At 44.2% G+C, this 19,835-nt stretch carries 18 protein-coding genes and 1 pseudogene; all 19 read right to left on the bottom strand.

Annotated features, from left to right (window positions below; translation table 11 throughout):
* Window positions 1-32: 32 nt before the first annotated feature.
* Window positions 33-899, bottom strand: coding sequence for a 2-oxoacid:ferredoxin oxidoreductase subunit beta (locus BXP28_RS03955; protein ID WP_036654066.1), 867 nt, complete (start codon window positions 897-899; stop codon window positions 33-35).
* Window positions 887-2,635, bottom strand: coding sequence for a 2-oxoacid:acceptor oxidoreductase subunit alpha (locus BXP28_RS03950; protein WP_036654064.1), 1,749 nt, complete (start codon window positions 2,633-2,635; stop codon window positions 887-889). Before BXP28_RS03950 ends, BXP28_RS03955 begins: the two co-directional genes overlap by 13 nt.
* A gap of 204 nt (window positions 2,636-2,839) precedes the next feature.
* Window positions 2,840-3,775: a dipeptidase gene (locus BXP28_RS03945; RefSeq protein ID WP_024094233.1), complete on the bottom strand. Its 936-nt coding sequence runs from the start codon at window positions 3,773-3,775 to the stop codon at window positions 2,840-2,842.
* Window positions 3,776-3,931: 156 nt separating this feature from the next.
* A complete protein-coding gene (locus BXP28_RS03940; RefSeq protein WP_005550495.1) occupies window positions 3,932-4,192 on the bottom strand; it encodes a stage V sporulation protein S in 261 nt (86 codons plus the stop codon).
* Window positions 4,193-4,304: 112 nt separating this feature from the next.
* Window positions 4,305-5,099: a TIGR00282 family metallophosphoesterase gene (locus BXP28_RS03935; RefSeq protein WP_036654061.1), complete on the bottom strand. Its 795-nt coding sequence runs from the start codon at window positions 5,097-5,099 to the stop codon at window positions 4,305-4,307.
* 107 nt (window positions 5,100-5,206) lie between these two features.
* Window positions 5,207-6,748: a ribonuclease Y gene (rny, locus tag BXP28_RS03930; protein WP_077584894.1), complete on the bottom strand. Its 1,542-nt coding sequence runs from the start codon at window positions 6,746-6,748 to the stop codon at window positions 5,207-5,209.
* 495 nt (window positions 6,749-7,243) lie between these two features.
* Window positions 7,244-7,900: a RecX family transcriptional regulator gene (locus BXP28_RS03925; RefSeq protein WP_023484653.1), complete on the bottom strand. Its 657-nt coding sequence runs from the start codon at window positions 7,898-7,900 to the stop codon at window positions 7,244-7,246.
* Window positions 7,901-7,998: 98 nt separating this feature from the next.
* Window positions 7,999-9,042: a recombinase RecA gene (recA, locus tag BXP28_RS03920; protein ID WP_036654057.1), complete on the bottom strand. Its 1,044-nt coding sequence runs from the start codon at window positions 9,040-9,042 to the stop codon at window positions 7,999-8,001.
* 189 nt (window positions 9,043-9,231) lie between these two features.
* The gene (locus BXP28_RS03915) at window positions 9,232-10,488 is read right to left on the bottom strand and encodes a competence/damage-inducible protein A (protein WP_023484655.1); all 1,257 of its coding nucleotides are present in this window, start codon (window positions 10,486-10,488) and stop codon (window positions 9,232-9,234) included.
* A gap of 129 nt (window positions 10,489-10,617) precedes the next feature.
* Complete coding sequence (gene pgsA, locus BXP28_RS03910) at window positions 10,618-11,196, bottom strand: CDP-diacylglycerol--glycerol-3-phosphate 3-phosphatidyltransferase (protein WP_024094239.1); 579 nt, start codon at window positions 11,194-11,196, stop codon at window positions 10,618-10,620.
* Complete coding sequence (rimO, locus tag BXP28_RS03905; RefSeq protein ID WP_023484657.1) at window positions 11,193-12,521, bottom strand: 30S ribosomal protein S12 methylthiotransferase RimO; 1,329 nt, start codon at window positions 12,519-12,521, stop codon at window positions 11,193-11,195. The genes pgsA and rimO overlap by 4 nt, the downstream gene beginning before the upstream one ends.
* Before the next feature lie 142 nt (window positions 12,522-12,663).
* Window positions 12,664-13,154, bottom strand: a pseudogene (locus BXP28_RS03900) (YajQ family cyclic di-GMP-binding protein).
* A 28-nt stretch (window positions 13,155-13,182) separates the two neighbouring features.
* Window positions 13,183-14,190 (bottom strand): helix-turn-helix domain-containing protein, encoded by a 1,008-nt coding sequence (locus BXP28_RS03895; RefSeq protein WP_023484659.1) that lies wholly within the window; start codon window positions 14,188-14,190, stop codon window positions 13,183-13,185.
* A 52-nt stretch (window positions 14,191-14,242) separates the two neighbouring features.
* Window positions 14,243-15,007 carry a DUF3388 domain-containing protein gene (locus BXP28_RS03890; protein WP_023484660.1) on the bottom strand — a complete coding sequence of 255 codons (765 nt, stop codon included), beginning with the start codon at window positions 15,005-15,007 and terminating at the stop codon, window positions 14,243-14,245.
* A 102-nt stretch (window positions 15,008-15,109) separates the two neighbouring features.
* Window positions 15,110-15,973 carry a hypothetical protein gene (locus BXP28_RS03885; RefSeq protein ID WP_023484661.1) on the bottom strand — a complete coding sequence of 288 codons (864 nt, stop codon included), beginning with the start codon at window positions 15,971-15,973 and terminating at the stop codon, window positions 15,110-15,112.
* 103 nt (window positions 15,974-16,076) lie between these two features.
* The gene (locus BXP28_RS03880) at window positions 16,077-16,328 is read right to left on the bottom strand and encodes a DUF3243 domain-containing protein (protein WP_023484662.1); all 252 of its coding nucleotides are present in this window, start codon (window positions 16,326-16,328) and stop codon (window positions 16,077-16,079) included.
* 133 nt (window positions 16,329-16,461) lie between these two features.
* Entirely contained in the window at window positions 16,462-17,214 is a 753-nt protein-coding gene (gene ymfI, locus BXP28_RS03875; protein ID WP_023484663.1) for an elongation factor P 5-aminopentanone reductase, read from the bottom strand.
* Window positions 17,214-18,500, bottom strand: coding sequence for an EF-P 5-aminopentanol modification-associated protein YfmH (gene yfmH, locus BXP28_RS03870; protein ID WP_023484664.1), 1,287 nt, complete (start codon window positions 18,498-18,500; stop codon window positions 17,214-17,216). The genes ymfI and yfmH overlap by 1 nt, the downstream gene beginning before the upstream one ends.
* Window positions 18,497-19,783 carry an EF-P 5-aminopentanol modification-associated protein YfmF gene (yfmF, locus tag BXP28_RS03865; protein ID WP_023484665.1) on the bottom strand — a complete coding sequence of 429 codons (1,287 nt, stop codon included), beginning with the start codon at window positions 19,781-19,783 and terminating at the stop codon, window positions 18,497-18,499. The genes yfmH and yfmF overlap by 4 nt, the downstream gene beginning before the upstream one ends.
* Window positions 19,784-19,835 lie beyond the last annotated feature (52 nt).

Below are 19,835 nucleotides of genomic sequence, written 5' to 3'. Positions count from 1 at the left end.
CACACCTCATTTTGTGTGCCCTTTACTTTCATTTATTTAAACTCTGCTACCAATTTGTCAAACTCTTCCTCACTCAGATGAATATCTTGTTTTGCGAGAGCTTCTTCCTTAAATCCAGGAACGAGCTGCTCATAGGAAGGTTTACTTGTATCCTGATAAATAATTCCGGTTAGCATCCCTTCTGTTTCCATGAGCTTTGTCATGGCCTGAATACGGTTTGAAGGATCATAATCAGGTAAATCATCTAAATTCACCACATGTTCTTTGAACCAGTCGTACGTATTTACCTTGTTGAAGGTTACACAAGGACTGAATACATTAATAATAGAAAATCCTTTATGTTTGATACCTTCTTCAATCACGTGCGTCAGCTGCTTCAGATTGCTGGAGAAAGACTGGGCTACGAAAGTCGCTCCTGCCGCAAGAGCCATCTCAAGTGGTGCCAATGGAGTCTCAATGGACCCTTGGGGTGTACTTTTTGTTTTGAAGCCCTCACCGCTTCGCGGAGAGGTCTGGCCTTTCGTCAATCCATAGATTTGATTATCCATGACAATGTAAGTTATATCAATATTACGGCGGATGGCATGTACTGTATGACCCATGCCGATGGCAAATCCGTCCCCGTCACCGCCTGCGGCTACAACAGTCAATTCTCGGTTTGCCATTTTAACTCCCTGAGCGATTGGAAGAGCTCTACCATGAACACCGTGGAGACCGTATGCATTTACATAACCGGATATCCGGCCTGAACAACCGATTCCGGAAATAATAGCAAGCTGTTCCGGTTCCAATCCAACATTGGCCGCAGCACGCTGGATGGACGCCTGTACGGAAAAGTCCCCGCATCCTGGACACCAGTTCGGCTTTACGTTGTTACGAAAATCTTTCAATGTTGCCATGTTACATTCAGCTCCTTGACTTCTTGGTAGATTTCAGACGGTAAGAACGGATTCCCGTTATATTTCAGCAGGTTTTTAATTTTATCCGCAAATCCTACATGAAGCTTGATCAGATTAGCCAGCTGTGCAGTTGCGTTGTTTTCTACAACTACTACAGTTTTGGCTTTTTCCATATAAGGGCGGAGCTCTTCCGCCGGGAATGGGTTCAGCAGGCGAACAGTAATGTGATTAGTTTTTAGCCCGTCTTTGTCAAGACGTCCTCTGGCTTCATCTATCGTACCGCCTGTGGACCCGATTCCAATAATTAGCACATCCGGTTCTTCATGCGGCGCATCCACATGAATCGGATTAGTCACCTTGACATTTGTTAATTTTCTAAGGCGTTTATCCATCATTTTTTTCCGGTTATCCGTTCCCTCATTCGGACGTCCGGTTTGATCATGCTCAACACCTGTTACATGATGAATACCATACTTCGTTCCGGGAAGAACACGCAGAGATATTCCATCTTCCGTAAATTCATAACGTTTGAACATTGTATTAGGCTCGGCAGGCTCTAATTCATGTACCAATTTCCCCCGGTTAATGGAGATCTTGTTATAATCCAGCAGTTCGGATGATTGTTTGCCAAGAGAAAGTTGCAAATCTGTTAAAACGATAACCGGGCATTGATATTCTTCGGCCAAGTTAAATGCCTCTACCGTATCATAGAAACATTCTTCAATCGTACTAGGTGCGATGACAATTTTAGGAATTTCTCCATGAGTTCCGTAAATCATCGCATTAATATCACTTTGTTCCTGCTTTGTCGGCAATCCTGTACTTGGGCCTCCGCGTTGGGTATCCACAATCACGACCGGTATTTCTGTCATTCCGGCAAGACCAATCGCTTCCATCATCAGTGACAAACCCGGTCCCGCAGAAGTGGTCATTGCACGTACTCCCCCGTAGTTCGCCCCGATCGCCATCGTACAGGCGGCAATTTCATCCTCCGTTTGGATAACAGTTCCGCCATATTTAGGAAGCACTTTAATCAAATATTCCATTATTTCGGAAGCTGGGGTGATCGGATATGCAGGCATGAAACGGCAACCCGCCGCAACTGCGCCAAGCCCGATAGCATCATTTCCGATAATAAACAGTTTTTGTTTACCGTCAGCCGGCTCAAGTCTAAATTCTTCAAGAGGACCTCCAGCAAGATCAAGCACATACTCAGCTCCGCGTTTAACTGCTTCAATGTTTTTCTCAACTACTGCTGCACACTTACGGCCATACTCTTCTTCTACCGCTTTGTTGAATACTTCCAATGGAAGACCAAGCAAAGCCCATGATGCGCCTGAAGCGGCCATGTTTTTGAAAAGAGACGTTCCAAGTTCTTCTGCAATCGCTGTAATCGGTACTGGAAACAAGCGCGCATTGATCCCTTCAGGCAATGTCGGGTTAAATTTGGCATCAGCCACAACAACTGCATTCTCCCGAAGCTCATGTGCATTTAAATCAATGGATTCTTGGTCAAACGCTACAAGGATATCCAGATCATCCGAGATCGATCGAATCGGCTTTGTACTGATCCGAATTTTGTTGTTCGTATGTCCCCCTTTAATCCGAGAAGAGAAATGACGATACCCATACAAATAATACCCAAGGCGGTTCAATGCTGTGGAAAAAATACGATCGGTGCTTTCCACCCCTTCACCTTGTTGTCCCCCGATCTTCCACGATAGCTGACTAATCACCTTACGTCCACTCCTTTTGATGGTAGCTGCAATGCGACATAAATGTTAAGTTCCATTTCAATGATGTTCATCACATTATAAAAAATTTTTTTCACTTACACTCAAATTCTATGCCTTGGAGTAGTAAAATGCAAGGGTTTTAGCCAAAAATGAAAGATAGTATTATTAGATGAAATCGATATCAAAATGAGATCGTTCAGGGTTTTATACCGGAAGCGCCCTTTCCAGAAAATCGTACCAGTTCTGAAAAAGAAATTTTTTCACCTGATTGTCCGTGTAGCGCTTAAATAAAGCATCTGCCAGCTTGATATAATCCTCGCACCTTTCTAATACTTCTCCTGAGGAATCAAATCCGTCAAAATCGGAACCAAACCCTACACAGTTTTCTCCTCCAAGTGAACATATATGATCCAGATGAAGAAGCAAATCATCCAGACTAACCTTCTTTTCTTCGCGAATAAACCAAGGTACAAAGGTTAATCCGATGCAGGACTTTCTTTGGATCAGGGCATTGATCTGATTATTAGATAGATTACGCGGATGTGGACATATTGCCTGGCAATTAGAATGAGACGCAAGAATACTAAGCCCGTCTATCTCCATAAGCTCCCAAAATGCCTGCTCCGATAAGTGAGAAACATCGACTATCATACTGAGTCTTTTCATTTCCTGGACAAGCTGGCGTCCCTTTAATGTCAAGCCTCCCTTGCGGGGTTCCATAACCCCGTCTGCCGCCCAGTTTCCGTGATTCCAGGTAAGGCCTATACTTCTGACTCCCAAATAATAAAGAATACGAAAATGAAGCAAATTAGCCTGTAACCCATCTACACCTTCGAGCGTTAGCAAAACTCCCCTCTCACTCCCTTTTTTTACTTCCTTCAAGTCTTGTTTTCTTGTTACAAGCTTAAATCCGGGAGTAGTTAATATCTGTTTGTATAGAATATCTACATACGCTAAAATAGGCTCCAGCGTTGGAGTCATTTTCGTTTCATCTAAAAAGATAGCCATAAATTGCAATTTTACATCTGCCTTCTGCATTGCAGGGACACTGACCGCCAACTCTTTCGCTTCCAGTGCAAAATGCAAATAAGAATGATGGAACAGCTTGGATAAAACATCTGAATGGGCATCAATAATCATTCACTAACTTCCTCCAATCTATAGCTTCAATAAGGATGAACCTGTATTGGCACCAGGATAAGACAGCGGTAGTTAGGGAGAAGTCATAATTTAATTTTTAGAAAAAAACCTGTTTACAAGGGTAAACAGGTCAAAAATTGATTCTGTATGGTTTATTTATCTGGGTTCTACTATCAGTTTTATCGCTGTCCGATCTTCCCCGTCAATAACAATATCGGTAAAGGCTGGAACACAAATCAAGTCAACTCCGCTTGGTGCTACGAATCCCCTGGCAATAGCTACAGCTTTAATTGCTTGATTAAGCGCGCCCGCTCCGATGGCCTGCAGCTCAGCTGCCCCCCGCTCCCGCAGCACTCCAGCCAGTGCGCCTGCTACCGAGTTTGGATTGGACTTTGCTGAAACTTTTAATACTTCCATGAAAAGTACCTCCTCGGGAATGATGGATAGATTCCAGTAACCATCATATTCTAGGAACTTGACAAAAATTCCTTCACCCTGCCGGTTGCTGCGAAAACATTTAGGCCGCTGCCTATTCCATCCAAAAATCATCTTCGTAGTAACGAATCAGTTCCATATGCGTTGCCATTCCCGTTTGATCATCCAAATCCACGATAACAGCATGGAAATGCCACTTCCCCTCATCTACATGAAAGCGGACCGGCAGCTGCGTTTTGAATTTCCGCAGAACAGCTTCCCGTTCCATACCCAAAATACCATCCCGCGGACCGACCATTCCTACGTCAGTGATGTACGCCGTTCCACCAGGCAGTATTCGCTCGTCATGAGTTTGCACATGCGTATGAGTGCCGACTACTGCAGATACTCGTCCGTCCAGATGCCATCCCATCGCAATTTTCTCTGAAGTGGCCTCCGCGTGAAAATCCACAAATATGTATTTGTATTTTTTCCTTGCTTTCTCCAAAATGAGATCCGCTTCCCAAAATGGACAATCAATGGCAGGCAGAAATGTACGTCCCTGTAAATTAATCAACAGCACTTCCTTATCCTTTACCCTAACAACAGTATATCCCCGTCCCGGCGTTCCGGAAGGGAAATTGGCCGGACGTACCATACGAGGCTCATCATCGATAAAATCAAAAATTTCTTTTTGATCCCAAGTGTGGTTTCCCATAGTGAGCGCATGGATCCCCACTTCAAAAAATTCTTTTGTTATTTTATACGTAATTCCTCTTCCCGCTGCCGCATTTTCTCCATTTGCAATGAAAACTGCGTCCGGGTATTGTTTTTTCAGGCGGGGCAATACGGTTTTGAGTGCTTGCCTGCCTACCGAACCTACTATATCCCCAATAAATACAATTTTAATTGTAAGTCACTCCTGTCGTGTTTTCATCATCATTTATAGGCACCGAATCACCTTGTAGAAAAGGAAAAGTGGCGCTTCTGCGGCCACTTTTCTCACGTATTCCAGTTTTATTTAGCATATTCCACGGCCCTGGTTTCACGAATAACGGTAACTTTAATATGTCCGGGATAATCGAGTTCATTCTCGATTTTCTTCGTGATATCCCTGGCGAGCCGGAATGCTTCCGTATCGTCAATTTTTTCAGGCTGCACCATTACGCGGACCTCGCGTCCGGCCTGGATAGCATATGACTTTTCAACACCCTCAAACGATTCGGAAATATCCTCTAATTTTTCAAGTCGCTTGATATAAGTCTCAAGTGTTTCACGCCGTGCTCCCGGCCTTGCCGCAGACAATGCATCTGCCGCACCAACCAGCATAGCGATAACAGAAGTTGCTTCACAATCACCGTGGTGAGAGGCAATGCTGTTCACCACGATAGGATGTTCCTTATATTTTTTGGCGATTTCAACGCCAATCTCTACATGGGATCCTTCGACTTCATGATCCAATGCTTTTCCGATATCTTGGAGTAATCCGGCACGTTTTGCCAGCGTGATATCTTCACCCAGCTCAGCAGCCATTAATCCTGTCAAATAAGCCACTTCCATGGAATGTTTCAGGACATTCTGGCCATAACTGGTTCTGAATTTCAGGCGGCCCAAAATCTTGATGAGATCCGGATGTAAACCGTGAACGCCTACTTCGAATGTAGCTTGTTCACCATACTCACGAATTCGTTCATCGACTTCCTTGCGGGATTTCTCTACCATTTCTTCAATACGAGCTGGATGGATTCGTCCATCTGCAACAAGTCTCTCCAAGGCAGTCCGGGCAATTTCTCTTCGGATAGGATCAAACCCGGATAGAATAACAGCTTCGGGTGTATCATCAATAATTAGGTCGATGCCTGTTAATGTTTCCAAAGCACGAATGTTCCGACCTTCACGACCAATGATACGACCTTTCATCTCTTCATTGGGCAGTGTCACTACCGAAACAGTCGTTTCTGCCACGTGATCTGCTGCACATCTTTGAATAGCGAGAGAAATCACTTCTCTTGCACGCTTGTCGCCTTCAGCCTTCGCCTGTGTTTCGATCTCTTTAATCATCTGCGCTGCTTCATGACGAACCTCTTGTTCTACATTCGTCAGAATCACATGCTTCGCTTCATCCATGGTCAATCCCGAAATCCGCTCTAATTCTGTAACCTGACTTTTGTATAGTTCATCAATTTGCGTTTGTGTCTCTTCGATTCGCTTCTCTTTGTTGGCTACCAGCTCTTCTTTACGTTCGAGAGATTCTAATTTTTTATCCAGCGACTCCTCTTTTTGCAACAATCGTCTTTCTAGTCGTTGAGTTTCATTTCGACGTTCACGAATGTCTTTTTCAGCTTCGGTCCGGAGCTTATGCACTTCATCTTTTGCTTCCAGAACCGTCTCTTTCTTGAGTGCTTCGGCTTCTTTCTTAGCTGACTCCATAATCTGCTGAGCAGCAAATTCGGCACTAGAAATTTTCGCTTCTGCAAGGGACTTGCGGATAAAATAACCAATCCCTAAGCATAGAACGCCAACAACGAGAATGATCGCAACCCAACCAAAAGTGGGCATCATGTTCACCTCCTCGTTGGTTCCTCCAAGGTGTGAGCTTGGGATTCCTTCGGTTTTTTTAATCCGATGTTTCATTTGTGCATCTGTCAAGACTGTTTATCACGAATACCCGACAAACAATTCATGGGTTTCGCACAAGGGGGTATGTGCGTGAGCTCCAAAAACAAAAGCAAACATTGGCGGTTGTTTCTTTTGTTTATATGGAATCATAGAAAATCATAAAACGTATGAATCAATTTTCATAACTTAGATTTCCGTCCAACCTGGTACAAGATATAGATAAACCTGAACCATATTTGTCTACATCTTCTCCATTAAACGCTTAACTAGTTGTTTAATGAAATTGATTCGTATGATTTTTTATGAAAATATACATAAACATTTTATCTTTTGTCGAAGAAGCTTGTCAAGCCATTCCGGCATACTCCGCATCCCTGCGGAAACGCTTTACATAGATGATTTTTATTTCCTCTTTTGTCATAGAATACCTCCTGGTTACTCCCCAGTTTCTGATTGTATTTCCTCCATTACCCTGTTCACCGCTTGGTGAACAATGGAGCTTGGATAGCCTCTACGCAGCAGATAGGCCATTGTCTTACGTTTTTTGTCCGGAATTTCCCCTGAGGTAGTCCGCCATTGTTTTCTGGCCAGGGCCATTGCCCCTTCCAATTCGGACTCTTTATCCAGTTCTTCAAGAGCCCGCCCGATTTGTTCGGAAGATAACCCCTTTTGGGTTAGCTCCTGCCGGATGTAGTGCCTTCCCTTCTTTTGATACAAAGTCCGATGCTCTATAAACAGCTTAGCAAATTCCAAGTCATTCAAATAACCCTCGGTCACCAGTCTTTGAATTACATCATTCACGGTTTCCTCTTCAAAACCGTCTCTTCCCAGCTTCTGCCGCACTTCATGCATAGACCTGGGTCTTATCCCTATTTGCTTAATCGCCTTTAAATAGGCACTCTGGCGCTCTTCATCCAACATTATTTCCTGCAGCCGGGAGGTCTCGACTTCTTCATTTTTCAATAATCTGTGCTTGATCATAATGTCTTCATGAACAGAAAAAGCATATTCTTCATCCAGATAAATGTTATACCGGTGCTTACTTCTTTTTTGCCGTTCGACTTTGGTGATCCGCTGAATCCTTTCCATCATCTGTTACACACCCTTTATCTGCATAGAGGGCACCTTTACCATGTAAAGGTGCCCTGAATTTCTAACTGAATTACCGGGTCCCGGTTGCCAGGTTGAAATTATTCAAAACTAAGCTCCAAATCTTCATTCTCTTCTTCTGTCACGGCGGGAACGGTCGTTGTTAGATTGCTTGCCTCGCGGATTTTTTGTTCGATCTCTTGAGAGATTTGCGGATTTTCTTTCAGAAATTGCTTTGCGTTCTCTCTGCCCTGGCCAAGCCGGTCATTATTGTATGAATACCAGGCTCCACTTTTATTAATGATATCCATCTCGGAAGCAATGTCTACAAGACTTCCTTCCTTGGAGATACCTTCACCATACATAATATCCACATCCGCTTGCTTGAAAGGCGGGGCAACTTTATTCTTTACAACTTTAATGCGGGTGCGGTTACCAATAATATCATTGCCTTGCTTAATGCTCTCCACACGTCGGATATCCAAGCGTACCGATGAGTAAAACTTAAGCGCTCTTCCTCCCGGTGTAGTTTCCGGATTACCAAACATAACACCGACTTTTTCACGAAGCTGATTAATAAAGATAGCAATTACCTTGGATTTATTAATCGCACCAGACAACTTGCGCAGCGCCTGTGACATTAATCGGGCCTGCAGCCCTACATGGGAATCCCCCATGTCGCCCTCAATTTCAGCTTTAGGTACCAGTGCAGCTACCGAGTCGATGATTATGATATCAACCGCACCGCTTCGCACCAGGGCTTCCGCAATCTCAAGGGCTTGTTCTCCTGTATCCGGCTGGGATAAAAGAAGTTCATCTATATTAACACCGAGTTTACTAGCATAAACAGGGTCTAGAGCGTGTTCTGCATCAATAAATGCGGCTTGTCCGCCCGTTTTTTGTACTTCTGCAATCGCATGAAGGGCAACAGTCGTCTTACCGGATGATTCGGGCCCGTAGATCTCAATAATTCTTCCTCTTGGGAATCCTCCAACTCCAAGAGCAATGTCCAAAGCCAGCGAACCGCTGGGGATCGTCTCAACTTGATTATGGGTAGATTCTCCCAATTTCATAATGGAACCTTTTCCGAATTGCTTTTCAATTTGGCGCAAAGCGTTCTCTAACGCGGCACGACGATCTGACAAAACACTCACTTCCTTTTTTCATTATAGATATATGATACCTGTTTTCCAGGTTGTTGCCAAGCATTTTTTCGAACATACATTCGATTTTGATGTCAAACAAAAACCGCAACAAAGGTCTTGCTTTGCTACGGTTCTTCCATTAACCTTACTTTTATTATATATAATTTCATACAGATGTACAAGCATGACCTACATCCTTTTCACATGCTTCCATACATGATAGAAGGCGCTTTTGGCCGTCCTTATTTTGATTGTTTCCCGGCCTCCGCTGAGCTGAAGCTTGACAACTTCCGTCGGTGCTTCTTTAAAAGCAATGCCTACATAAACAAGCCCGACAGGTTTTCCTTCCTGCTCGGCTGGCCCTGCTACTCCGGTCGTGGATACGGCTACATCCGCTCCCGATAAATTTCTCATGTTTTCAGCCATGGAACGAGCTGTGTCCGAACTGACGGCACCTGGAGCATTGCTTCCCTCAAGAAGCCGGGGATCAATGCCAAGCAGCGCTTGTTTCATTTCATTGGAGTAACTGACAATGCCTCCAACGTATACATCTCCGCTTCCCGCATTGGCTGTTATCATATCGCCCAGCATCCCTCCAGTACAGCTTTCCGCTGTTGCCAGGGTCATTTCCTTGTCCCTAAGCAAATTAATAACCGCTTCCTCAACGGTTATATCCGAACCAGTCGCCGCATACATATGTTCATTCAGGCGCCGGCTGATTTCGTCAATGGTTGGCTGCATGATCCGGTCCGTTTCTTCTTTACTAGAGGCGGAGGTAGTTACACGAATTGTAACTTCTCCTTCTTTTGCATAAGGAGCAATGGTGGGATCAGACTGGGTTTGGATAAGCTCAATAAGCCGGTCTTCCAATGCAGATTCACCGATTCCGGCAAACTTAAGCATCCTGGAAAACAGCGGTTTTTTCTCCCCCATAATACTGAGCAGCCACGGTTTTGCTTCATGCTCAAACATGGGCTTCATTTCCCTTGGTGGCCCGGGAAGGAGTAAATAATGCGTATCCTTATCTGTCAGGGCCGTGCCGATTGCCAGACCCGTTTTATTCTCAAGGTTTCGTGCTCCTTCAAGCGTAAGGGCCTGCCTTTTGTTGCTCTCTACCATATGGATGCCCCGGTCTTTAAACTGCCGGGCGATCTTTTGGAGAGAGGGTTCATGCAGAAAAATCTTACGTCCCAGCATTTCACCCAGTACTTCTTTCGTAAGATCATCCTGGGTCGGCCCAAGTCCGCCAGTGCAAATGATAAGATCCGCACGTCCAGCCGCCTGCTTGAATACATTGAGCAACCTTTGCCTATTATCCCCAACTACGGTCTGGAAATACACATGGATCCCCATCGAAGCACATTCATGAGCCAGATACTGGGCATTCGTGTTAACAATTTGCCCAAGTAAAAGTTCCGTACCGATTGCAATGATTTCTGCTTTCAAATCATATTCCTCCCAAAAAAGGAAATGGCTCGCCGCTGGAAGGGTGAGCGTTTCCTATATGAAATGGATTCTCAAGTAAGGCTTTCCGCATGCTTTTTCAATACCAAGAGCAGGAAACCTAATCTATGTTTAATCCGTAAAGTTAAGCAGCTGTTTGTTTTTAACAAAGTAATCGATACCTGAATAAATGGTAATTAAAGCGGCTGCCCAGCTTGCAATTACGTCAAATGGGATGTGGATAAATGTAAACGGAAAATTATTCAGCAACAGGAAAATAATCGCATTGATCTGGGCTGCTGTCTTGATTTTCCCCCATTTGCTCGCCGCTATAACAGCTCCGTCAAGGAGTGCAATCTGGCGCAAACCCGTAACGGCAAACTCACGGCCAATCATAACAATGGCTATCCATGCATCCATCTTGCCCATTTCAACCAGAGACACAAAGACTGACGTAACCAGCAGCTTATCCGCCAAAGGGTCCAATAATTTACCGATATTCGTTACCGTTTTGCTCTTTCTGGCTATGTATCCGTCCAAACTATCCGTGCTGGCCGCAATAATAAAAATAATTGCCGCCGTAATCTGACTGTAGGATATCGAGAACTCTCCTAATTGCAGATAGGGAACGGGCATCTTGACGAGAAGAAAGAACATGATAATCGGCACAAGGAAGATTCTCGCCAGTGTGATGCGGTTCGCTAGGTTCATGAAACAACCTCCCCGGAAAGATCAAACTCAAATGAGTGAGTGATCCGGACACGGGCAATCCTTCCAATCTCCAGACGTTTGGCGGAAACGAATACTTCTCCGTCAATCTCCGGAGCATCAAACTGGGAGCGTCCGATGAAGACATCATTACGGCCGTCATATCGTTCAATCAGTACAGGAATTTCCATACCGATTCTCTTTCCGTTGCGCTCATGGGAAATTTGACGCTGGACTTCCATCAGCACATTAGCTCGATATTCCTTAACATCATCAGGTATTTGATCAGGCAATCTGGAAGCTGGGGTATCCTGCTCCCTAGAATAAGTAAACACACCTAAACGGTCAAAGTTTATTTCTTTCACAAAATCAACCAGACTCTGGAAATCTTCCTCTGTTTCACCGGGAAATCCGACGATAATGGAAGTACGCAGGGCGGCATCCGGAATGCGGGAGCGAATTTTTCGGATCAATTCCCTTGCATCTTTTTGTCTTCCGGGTCTTCTCATCCTCTTGAGCACCGAATCTTCACTATGCTGAAGCGGAAGATCGATATATTTACAGATCTTTGGGTTGGTTGCGATTGTTTCAATCAATTCATCTGTAAAAAAACCTGGATAGGCATAATGAAGCCTTACCCATTCAATTCCCTCAATCGCGCTAACCTTATTCAGAAGTTCAGGAAGCACATAAGAGTCATAAAGATCGATTCCGTAATTGGTTGAGTCCTGGGCAATGAGGCTGATCTCTTTTACCCCCTGTTCGGAAAGCTGACGAACTTCTGCCAGGATCGATTCCATGGATCTGCTGCGGAACTTCCCCCGCATAATTGGAATGCTGCAGAATGTACAGTTGTTATCACACCCCTCCGCAATCTTGACATAAGCGGTATATCTAGGGGTGGTGATCCGTCTTGGCAGCGCTGCCTCGTAATTAAATACAGGATTTCCAACCAGAATCGGTTTTTTTCCATTCAGCGCCTGGTCAATGATATCATTGATTTTATGGAAATCTCCTGTGCCTACAATTCCGTCAATCTCAGGAAGTTCTTTCATTAACTCTTCTTTATATCTTTGAGTCAAGCAGCCCGATACGATCAGAGCCTTGAGATGTGCGGTTTGTTTCAATTCCGCCATATCCAGAATCGTATTGATGGATTCTTCTTTAGCTGCATCAATAAACCCGCACGTATTCACGATAATCACAGTAGCCTCTTCCGCTTGATCTACAAGCGAAAAACCCCGCTCGTTAATGAGACCACCCATAATTTCGGAGTCGACCAGGTTCTTTTCACAGCCAAGGGTGACGACTTTCACTTTCTCTGACATGTTGAAACCTCCAATTTCCCTCCTAGCCATTCCATACAAGTATAATACAAGCGGATGAACAGTGTCAAAACAGCAGAAACCCAGAACGGAGAAGGAATCTCACGTTCTGGGCTTATGATCGGATACCACGATGTAAAACGGTTCAACGCATATTTATAAATTGTAATCCAATGGCAGATCCGCCTGTTTCAAAAGCTGGATAACCCGTTGCAGATCATCCCGGCTTTTGCCGCTTACCCGGATTTGGTCACCTTGAATTTGGCTTTTGACTTTCAGTTTGGAATCACGGATCAGGATATTGATTTTTTTGGCATTTTCCTGGTCAATGCCCTGCAGCAGGGAAATTTTTTGGCGTACCGTTGCAGCTGCCGCCGGCTCCACTTTCCCGTAATTCAAATGTTTCAAGGATATTCCGCGTTTTGCCATTTTGGTAATCAGGATATCCAGTACATTTTGAAGTTTAAATTCATCATCAGACGTAACAATAAGGCCCTCTTTTTCTAGTTTGATGTCACTTTTGCTATTTTTGAAGTCGAACCGGTTATCAATCTCCCTTAAAGCTTGCTGGACCGCATTGTTAAGTTCTTGCATATCCAGTTTTGAAACAATATCAAATGAATTTTCGCTGCTCATACCAACACGTCCTTTCCCATCAGAACCTTTAGCGGCCAGATTTGGTTCCGCTGGTAGAATTTGAGTTCGAAGAACTGTTTTTAGAACCCGATGAATTGGTTTTGTTTGCAGAGCTATTGGTTGTATCCGAGTTCGAGCTACTATCCGTTCCGGTTGAATCTGTGGATAAGCCGCTATCCGATTCAAGCAGAAATTTCACTTTTTTGGGATTGCTGGCATTACCCAGATCGATTTTTTGCCCGTTCACGGTTACTTCAATGGAGTTTTGCTTCCCTACATTGATGAAAACCCCTCCTTCTACTGTATATGAAGCCGAAAGCCCCTGACCTAAGGTTTCAGTTTTGATCAGTTTCTTCTTGGTCCCTTTTGTATCAAGAAGTTGATCTATCTGATACCAAACTTTATCCTTAGCTTTCAGTTCGATCTCCAGTTTGTTCGTTCCAGAAACTGTGTACGTATCCAAGCTTTTTGTCGTTTCCGTCTGTTTTAAAGATGCCTCCGGTGTAGGTGTAGGGGTTGGTGTTGGCTGAGGCGTGGCAGAGGCTTCCGGACTTGAGCTTGGGCTAGGGGATTCGGATTGCTTCTCCGTTAAGCGGTTTGGAGATGCTTCCGGCGTATTTCCGCCTGTTGAGCCGCTGCTTCCCTGGTAAGCAAAAAAGTACACGATTCCCACGATAAGAGCTACGAAGCAAACCACCATGACAGTGGAAGCCCATTTGCTGGTCTGGTCTGAAGATCTCGGCCCACCTCCAGATCGGCTTCTTGGCCGGAGCGGTTCAGGTGCGTGTTCCGGTTCCTCGGGAACGGGATTCACCTTTTGATACATATCTAATACTTCATTAGGATCAAGGCCCATGGCTTCAGCATAACTTTTTATAAACGCTCTTACATAGAAACTGCCGGGCAGTACTTTGTAATCTCCTTCTTCGATCGCTTCCAGATAGCGCACACGAATTTTCGTCATCTCCTGAAGTTCTTCCAGGGAAAGCTTCTTTTCCAATCTGGCATTGCGAAGAAATTGGCCCAGTTCAGACATGTCATCACCTCCGTTTAGTAATTCCTAAGTAGCTTGTCATCATAATTCGGAGTTAAAATGGCTCCACATTATAAGTGAAACTATCGTAATTGATCTCCTCATCCGGATTGTTTCTGAGTTCAATAATATAGGTAAAATCATCGTATGTGTAATGCGACTCCTTCACAAAAATATCCGGATGCTCAATTACTTTGGTCGCAGGCATTGCCATAATCTCCTGCAGCAGGCTGAAATGCTTCTCGTTGGAACGAAGTGTCGAGACAATTCCATCTATAATAAACACATTATTGGAAGACATCTCATCTTCAGAAAGCTGACTGCGCACGGTTTGGCGAAGCAAAGTAGACGAAACAAACGTCCAGCGCTTATTGGAACATACACTGCCTGCAATGATGGATTCTGTTTTTCCAACCCGGGGCATTCCCCGAAGGCCTATTATCTGGTTGCCTTCCCGCTTGAACACTTCCCCGAGAAAGTCAACAAGCAGTCCAAGTTCTTCTCTGGTAAAACGAAAAGTCTTGCGGTCATCGGAATCCCTGTCTATGTATCTTCCATGCCGTACTGCCAGTATATCAACAAGCTTAGGTGCCCTCAAGGCAGTGATAGTAATATTATCCACTTTTTTCAGCATTTTACCCATTAATTCGATTTTTTCATCATCGTTGGTTTGCAAAAGCATGCCGCGCGTCCGGTCTTCAACCCCATTGATGGTCACAATGTTTATATCGAGCATTCCCATAAGAGAAGCGATATCTCCCAGCAAACCCGGACGGTTTTTATGGATTCTGTATTCCATATACCACTGTTTTACTTCCATTACGATCACCCTCTTCGTCCAAGATGCTGTCATTCTCCTATGTTATATTCCAAAACACCCACACTAGTTCTACAAAATGATCCAAAGTCCTCCCAATATCTTTTAATTCTTATCAAATTTTAATTGGGAAAACTCCTGTTCCGTATACGATTGTATGCCTGGACGGAACTCCTGGTTCATTTTTCCTAACTGGTTGTCTAGAACCGCATCCCATTTCATTTCAGCGGAAAAGGAAGAACTCGTATCGATTAATGGTAGATTCAGTGCTTTTAGCTTGGAGCTTTTAGTTTCATCCGCACCCGCATACAGTACAACCCAATTAGGCCGATATTTGGTTACCTGCTGTTTGACCCTATCGAGCCATTTATCGTCCGTATCCAAGTATACTACACGATCGCTCTCATTTGAAATATTCCATTCTTTTGGTATCGGCTTATCTTTTACCGTAAGCCAAATAATGGAATCCCCAAGCTTATTATGTAGTTTTACCCAACTCTCCATTTGATTGTCAATGTTTTGCTGGTTCATTTCGACGATCTGCACATTATCTGCTTTTTCCGGTACAGCATTAGTCAGGCTGCCATTCGGTTTGTTTTGAAGAAGAATGAATTTCGTTTTCTTAACAGCCTCCGCCTGCTTAGCGGCTCCATCCAATAATGAATCACCCATAACATAAACGTAATCATAAGGTTTGGCCTCGATTTCTTTAGCAATTTCATCACTCCAGCTGTCCGCATTCTGTTTCCAATTGAACACAAGCTGATTATCCTGATGCCATCGCTCAAGCACTTCACTTATTTTTGTTTGATCTTCCTTTATTTTGCCGCTTGTCACCAAATAAACAGCATGTTTATTTGCCATCACTTCAGGCTTGATTTCGGGCAATCCACGGTTGCCGCACCCGGCAAGCACAAGCAGACAAACACTGATGAGAGCGGCTTTGGCGCTTTTTCTGCTGCTTTTCATTTTCTAGTATCCTTTCATTTCTAGCAAACATAGTGAGTCCGAGTACATATTTAAGAAACATGGAAAAGCCTCCATAAGGAGGCTGATTTGATTGTACCATGTTTTAAGATTTGTCTACAAGTTTCACCATTAAGCGGGCCAATACACGTTTTTCGTCCTCATTACCAACATCCCATAATTCTTTAAGCAAACGCTCCTCTTTATTTTTGGGGTCGACTTTATCGGCTAAGAATTCACCGATTTGGAAGGCAAGCTTGGAAATGGTTTCTTCGTTCATGCCCGACTTTTCTGCCGCATTTACACGCTCCGCCAGAAATTCTTTCCATTTATCGAATACAGTCAGTACCGTAGCCATCCGGGGTAGCCTCCTTTCGTATTTGTAGAAAGTAATTACAGCTTTACTTTCTGCAACGAAGAAAGCAAATATGCGCCTCAGCCGGGGGCCAAAATACGGCAGACCTCGCCTTTAGTCGTTATAAGTAACGGTTTTAGGTTAACCAGCCGCCATTTGGACTTATGATTTGTCCGGTTATATATCCGGATTCCGGCAGTGCTAGAAAATAAACCAGAGATGCCACTTCATCCGGGTAACCCAAACGCCCTATTGGAATCTCTTGTTCGATTTCCATTTTTTCCTCACTTCTAAATCCGCCCATCATGTCCGTATCCACTGCTCCGGGTGCGACAGCATTTACTGTAATTCCCGAAGGGGCAAGCTCCTTGGCCAATGCTTTGGTAAAAGTATTTATGCCCCCTTTGGTTGCGGAGTAAAGCACTTCACAAGAAGCCCCTGTAATCCCCCAGATGGATGAGACATTGATGATACGGCCATATTTGCGGCTGATCATGGAAGGCAGGAAGGATTGAGTACACAAAAAGGTACCTTTAAGATTTACGTCCATCACTTTGTCCCATTCCTCTTCCGTAATGTTGGTAAATAATCCGTAATGGGCAATTCCAGCATTGTTTACGAGAATATCCGGAAAGAATCCGTGGACACTGAGCTTATTCTTCATGGATTCGATCTGTTGCTTGTCTCTGAGATCAGCTGTTACTGTCATTACATTGGCGCCTGCTTCCATGCAATCACGGGCTACCTGATTGGCCGCTTCATGGGAATGCCGATAATGAATCACCACATTCAAACCAATTGATGCAAACCGGCGTGCTATTGCTGCCCCAATACCCCTGCTGCCTCCTGTAATCAGAACCGTTTGCTTAGGAAAAGAGCGTTCTTCCATCAAAGGATATCACTCCGTACTATAGATATAGCCATCTGGTCCCAGTTGAAATGTTCACGTAAACGCTGTGTCGCCTGCTGCAGGGAAATCTGCTTGTAGACTTCTAAAAAATCAAACAGATCGATTTGTTTCATCCGGTACTTCGTAAACTCATTGGCTATGGCCTCAGGTGAATTCAGCATCCGAAGGAAATTGCCGATTTTCTTTTTTCTTGTCCGCTCAAATATTTTCTCATCAAGCCCTTTTTCAATCACCTTATTTACTTCTTCTTTAATCCGATCAAGAAGCTTTCCCGGATCCCTGGTATCTCCACCCACCATGGAGAATGCATATTCAGCGGTAGAATTATACTCGTACCCGAAGGAATCGGAAATCAGGCCTTCATCATATAGCTGCTGGTATAGATCAGAGCTTGAGCTAAACAAATAATCAAGCACAAGCTTGGTGGTTAGTTCTTGGACAAGCAGTTCCCTGCCCTTTACTCCGGGGGCCATCTCCTTGATGCCAAATAAACATTTTGGAAGAGAAACAGGAAGAACTATTACCCTTTTTTTCTCTTGTATTTCATAAGGTTCCTGCTCAAAATAACGGCGGATCATGCCTTGGGGTTCAAATGTTTTGGCCGCTTGATTACTGCGAATAAGCTCCATGATGCTTTCCGGATTGATTCCGCCCACTACAAAGAGAATCATGTTGCTTGGATGGTAAAACGTGTTATAGCATTCATACAGTGTCCCTTTCGTTATTTTCGAAATAGATTCGACGGTTCCCGCGATATCAATGCGTATGGGATGTTTGCTGTACATAGCTTCAATCAGGCCGTAATAAGATCTCCAATCCGGATTATCGCGGTACATTTGGATTTCTTGCCCAATAATTCCTTTTTCTTTTTCCACGTTCTCGTCGGTAAAATAAGGATGCTGAACAAAATCAATCAGCGTTGTCAGATTATCTTCAATGTGTTCAGTCGCGGTAAATAGATATGTTGTCCGGTCAAAGCTTGTAAAAGCATTGGCAGACGCTCCCTTATTAGCAAAATTAGAAAAAATGTCCCCTGTCGGCTCTTCAAACATTTTATGCTCCAGGAAGTGGGCAATTCCATCGGGAACCCGGATCTCTTCCCTGCCCTCAACCTGAAAATGATTATCAACAGACCCGTACCGGGTGGTAAACGTGGCATAGGTTTTTTTGAAGCCCGCTTTGGGGAGGATAAAGACCTGAAGCCCTCCCGGCATCTTTTCCGTATACAAGGTTTCTTGTAAATGAGGGTATGGGATTTGTTTCATGCCTGGTCTCCTTTCCGGTCACGCAGAAAATAGATCGTATCCAGCTGCACTTCCTCCGCGACAGCCCTGATATCCGCGATTTGAATATCTTCAATCGAATTGATCAGTTCGCTTACGGAACGTTCTTTTCCAGATAATACGGCATTAAAATCAAAGGCCACTATGTCAAATGCCGAATCCTGCATCTCCCGCAGCTGATTGGCAATCATGGCTTTGGTCTGAAGAAGTTCGGTATCATGAATATTTCCCTGCTTCATAATTTCGAGTTGTTCCTTAATAATTCTCACCGCTTTATCAAAATTGCCTATTTCGATTCCGGATTGGATGATAAGGATTCCTTTATGCCCGTCAAACCTGGACGCTGCATAATAAGCAAGACTCGCTTTCTCGCGTACATTGGTAAAGAGCTTGGAATGTGGATATCCCCCCAAAATACCGTTATACATTAATGCGGCCGGATACTGGTCATCACTGTATGTAACGGGTATACGAAGACCCATGTTCAATTTCCCCTGATTTACATCAAGCCGTTCAATCACTGTTTTGGCCGGTTCCTGTTTTTGGAACAGCTTTGGACGATTATAGGTTTGGGGAGTATTAGGCTTGAACCGGAAAAATTTCCTTGCCAGCTTTTCAACTTCCTTCAGAGAAGTATTTCCCGTTACATAAATATCAACGGGAGCTTCACTCAGCCAGGATTCGTATTGCTCATATAGACTTTGCGGTGATATTTTATCCAGGTCCTGGGTTCTTCCCAAAGGATGCAGCCGATACGGTTCTCCTTCGCACATTTCTTCTAAACAGCGTTCACTGGCGTAACGGATTTTATCGTTAACAATAGACTCCAGTTTTTTGCGAAGGGTCTCTTTCTCGGCATCCACATACTTTTCACGGAAACCACCTTGTTCCTTTAAGGGATTGGTGATGGTATCCCCTAAAAAGGCTATAGCTTGCTCCAAAAGGGATTCTCTTGATTCCACGAAACTATCCTGAATGATATCCATTCGGAACTGTACAATTTGATAATCGCCCCGCTTATAAATATCGAAACCGAATCCCGCGCCATACATTTCATCCAGTTTTTCCCGAAACAGACGGGTCTCGGGCAACCGCCCGGTTCCCCTTCGGAGTACAAATGGCATTAAAGCGGTAGGTGTTACAGTGCTTTCCGCAAGCAGGCGTCCCATATAGACGGAAATACTGAATGTTTTAAACTGGTCAGTGGGCAGTACATGAAGACGAACCCCTCCTGCTATGCCGCGTTCAAATTCAATTTGCTTCAAGAATCATGCTCCCTTCACCAATTCTTATTTGGACGAATTGCCGTCCGAATTG

Source organism: Paenibacillus larvae subsp. larvae (genome assembly GCF_002003265.1).
Taxonomy (GTDB): domain Bacteria; phylum Bacillota; class Bacilli; order Paenibacillales; family NBRC-103111; genus Paenibacillus_H; species Paenibacillus_H larvae.
The sequence above is the reverse complement of the archived record's forward strand: the minus strand, read 5'-3'. Positions and strand labels throughout refer to the sequence as shown.

Bases quoted from the DNA above. Each gene is read 5' to 3' on its own strand.
- BXP28_RS03955 (WP_036654066.1), bottom strand. From the start codon at position 899: ATGGCAACATTGAAAGATTTTCGTAACAACGTAAAGCCGAACTGGTGT.
- BXP28_RS03945 (WP_024094233.1), bottom strand. From the start codon at position 3,775: ATGATTATTGATGCCCATTCAGATGTTTTATCCAAGCTGTTCCATCAT.
- BXP28_RS03940 (WP_005550495.1), bottom strand. From the start codon at position 4,192: ATGGAAGTATTAAAAGTTTCAGCAAAGTCCAATCCAAACTCGGTAGCA.
- rny (WP_077584894.1), bottom strand. From the start codon at position 6,748: ATGCCCACTTTTGGTTGGGTTGCGATCATTCTCGTTGTTGGCGTTCTA.
- BXP28_RS03925 (WP_023484653.1), bottom strand. From the start codon at position 7,900: ATGATGGAAAGGATTCAGCGGATCACCAAAGTCGAACGGCAAAAAAGA.
- pgsA (WP_024094239.1), bottom strand. From the start codon at position 11,196: ATGAACCTAGCGAACCGCATCACACTGGCGAGAATCTTCCTTGTGCCG.
- rimO (WP_023484657.1), bottom strand. From the start codon at position 12,521: ATGTCAGAGAAAGTGAAAGTCGTCACCCTTGGCTGTGAAAAGAACCTG.
- BXP28_RS03895 (WP_023484659.1), bottom strand. From the start codon at position 14,190: ATGTCTGAACTGGGCCAATTTCTTCGCAATGCCAGATTGGAAAAGAAG.
- BXP28_RS03890 (WP_023484660.1), bottom strand. From the start codon at position 15,007: ATGGAAGTAAAACAGTGGTATATGGAATACAGAATCCATAAAAACCGT.
- BXP28_RS03885 (WP_023484661.1), bottom strand. From the start codon at position 15,973: ATGAAAAGCAGCAGAAAAAGCGCCAAAGCCGCTCTCATCAGTGTTTGT.
- BXP28_RS03880 (WP_023484662.1), bottom strand. From the start codon at position 16,328: ATGGCTACGGTACTGACTGTATTCGATAAATGGAAAGAATTTCTGGCG.
- ymfI (WP_023484663.1), bottom strand. From the start codon at position 17,214: ATGGAAGAACGCTCTTTTCCTAAGCAAACGGTTCTGATTACAGGAGGC.
- yfmH (WP_023484664.1), bottom strand. From the start codon at position 18,500: ATGAAACAAATCCCATACCCTCATTTACAAGAAACCTTGTATACGGAA.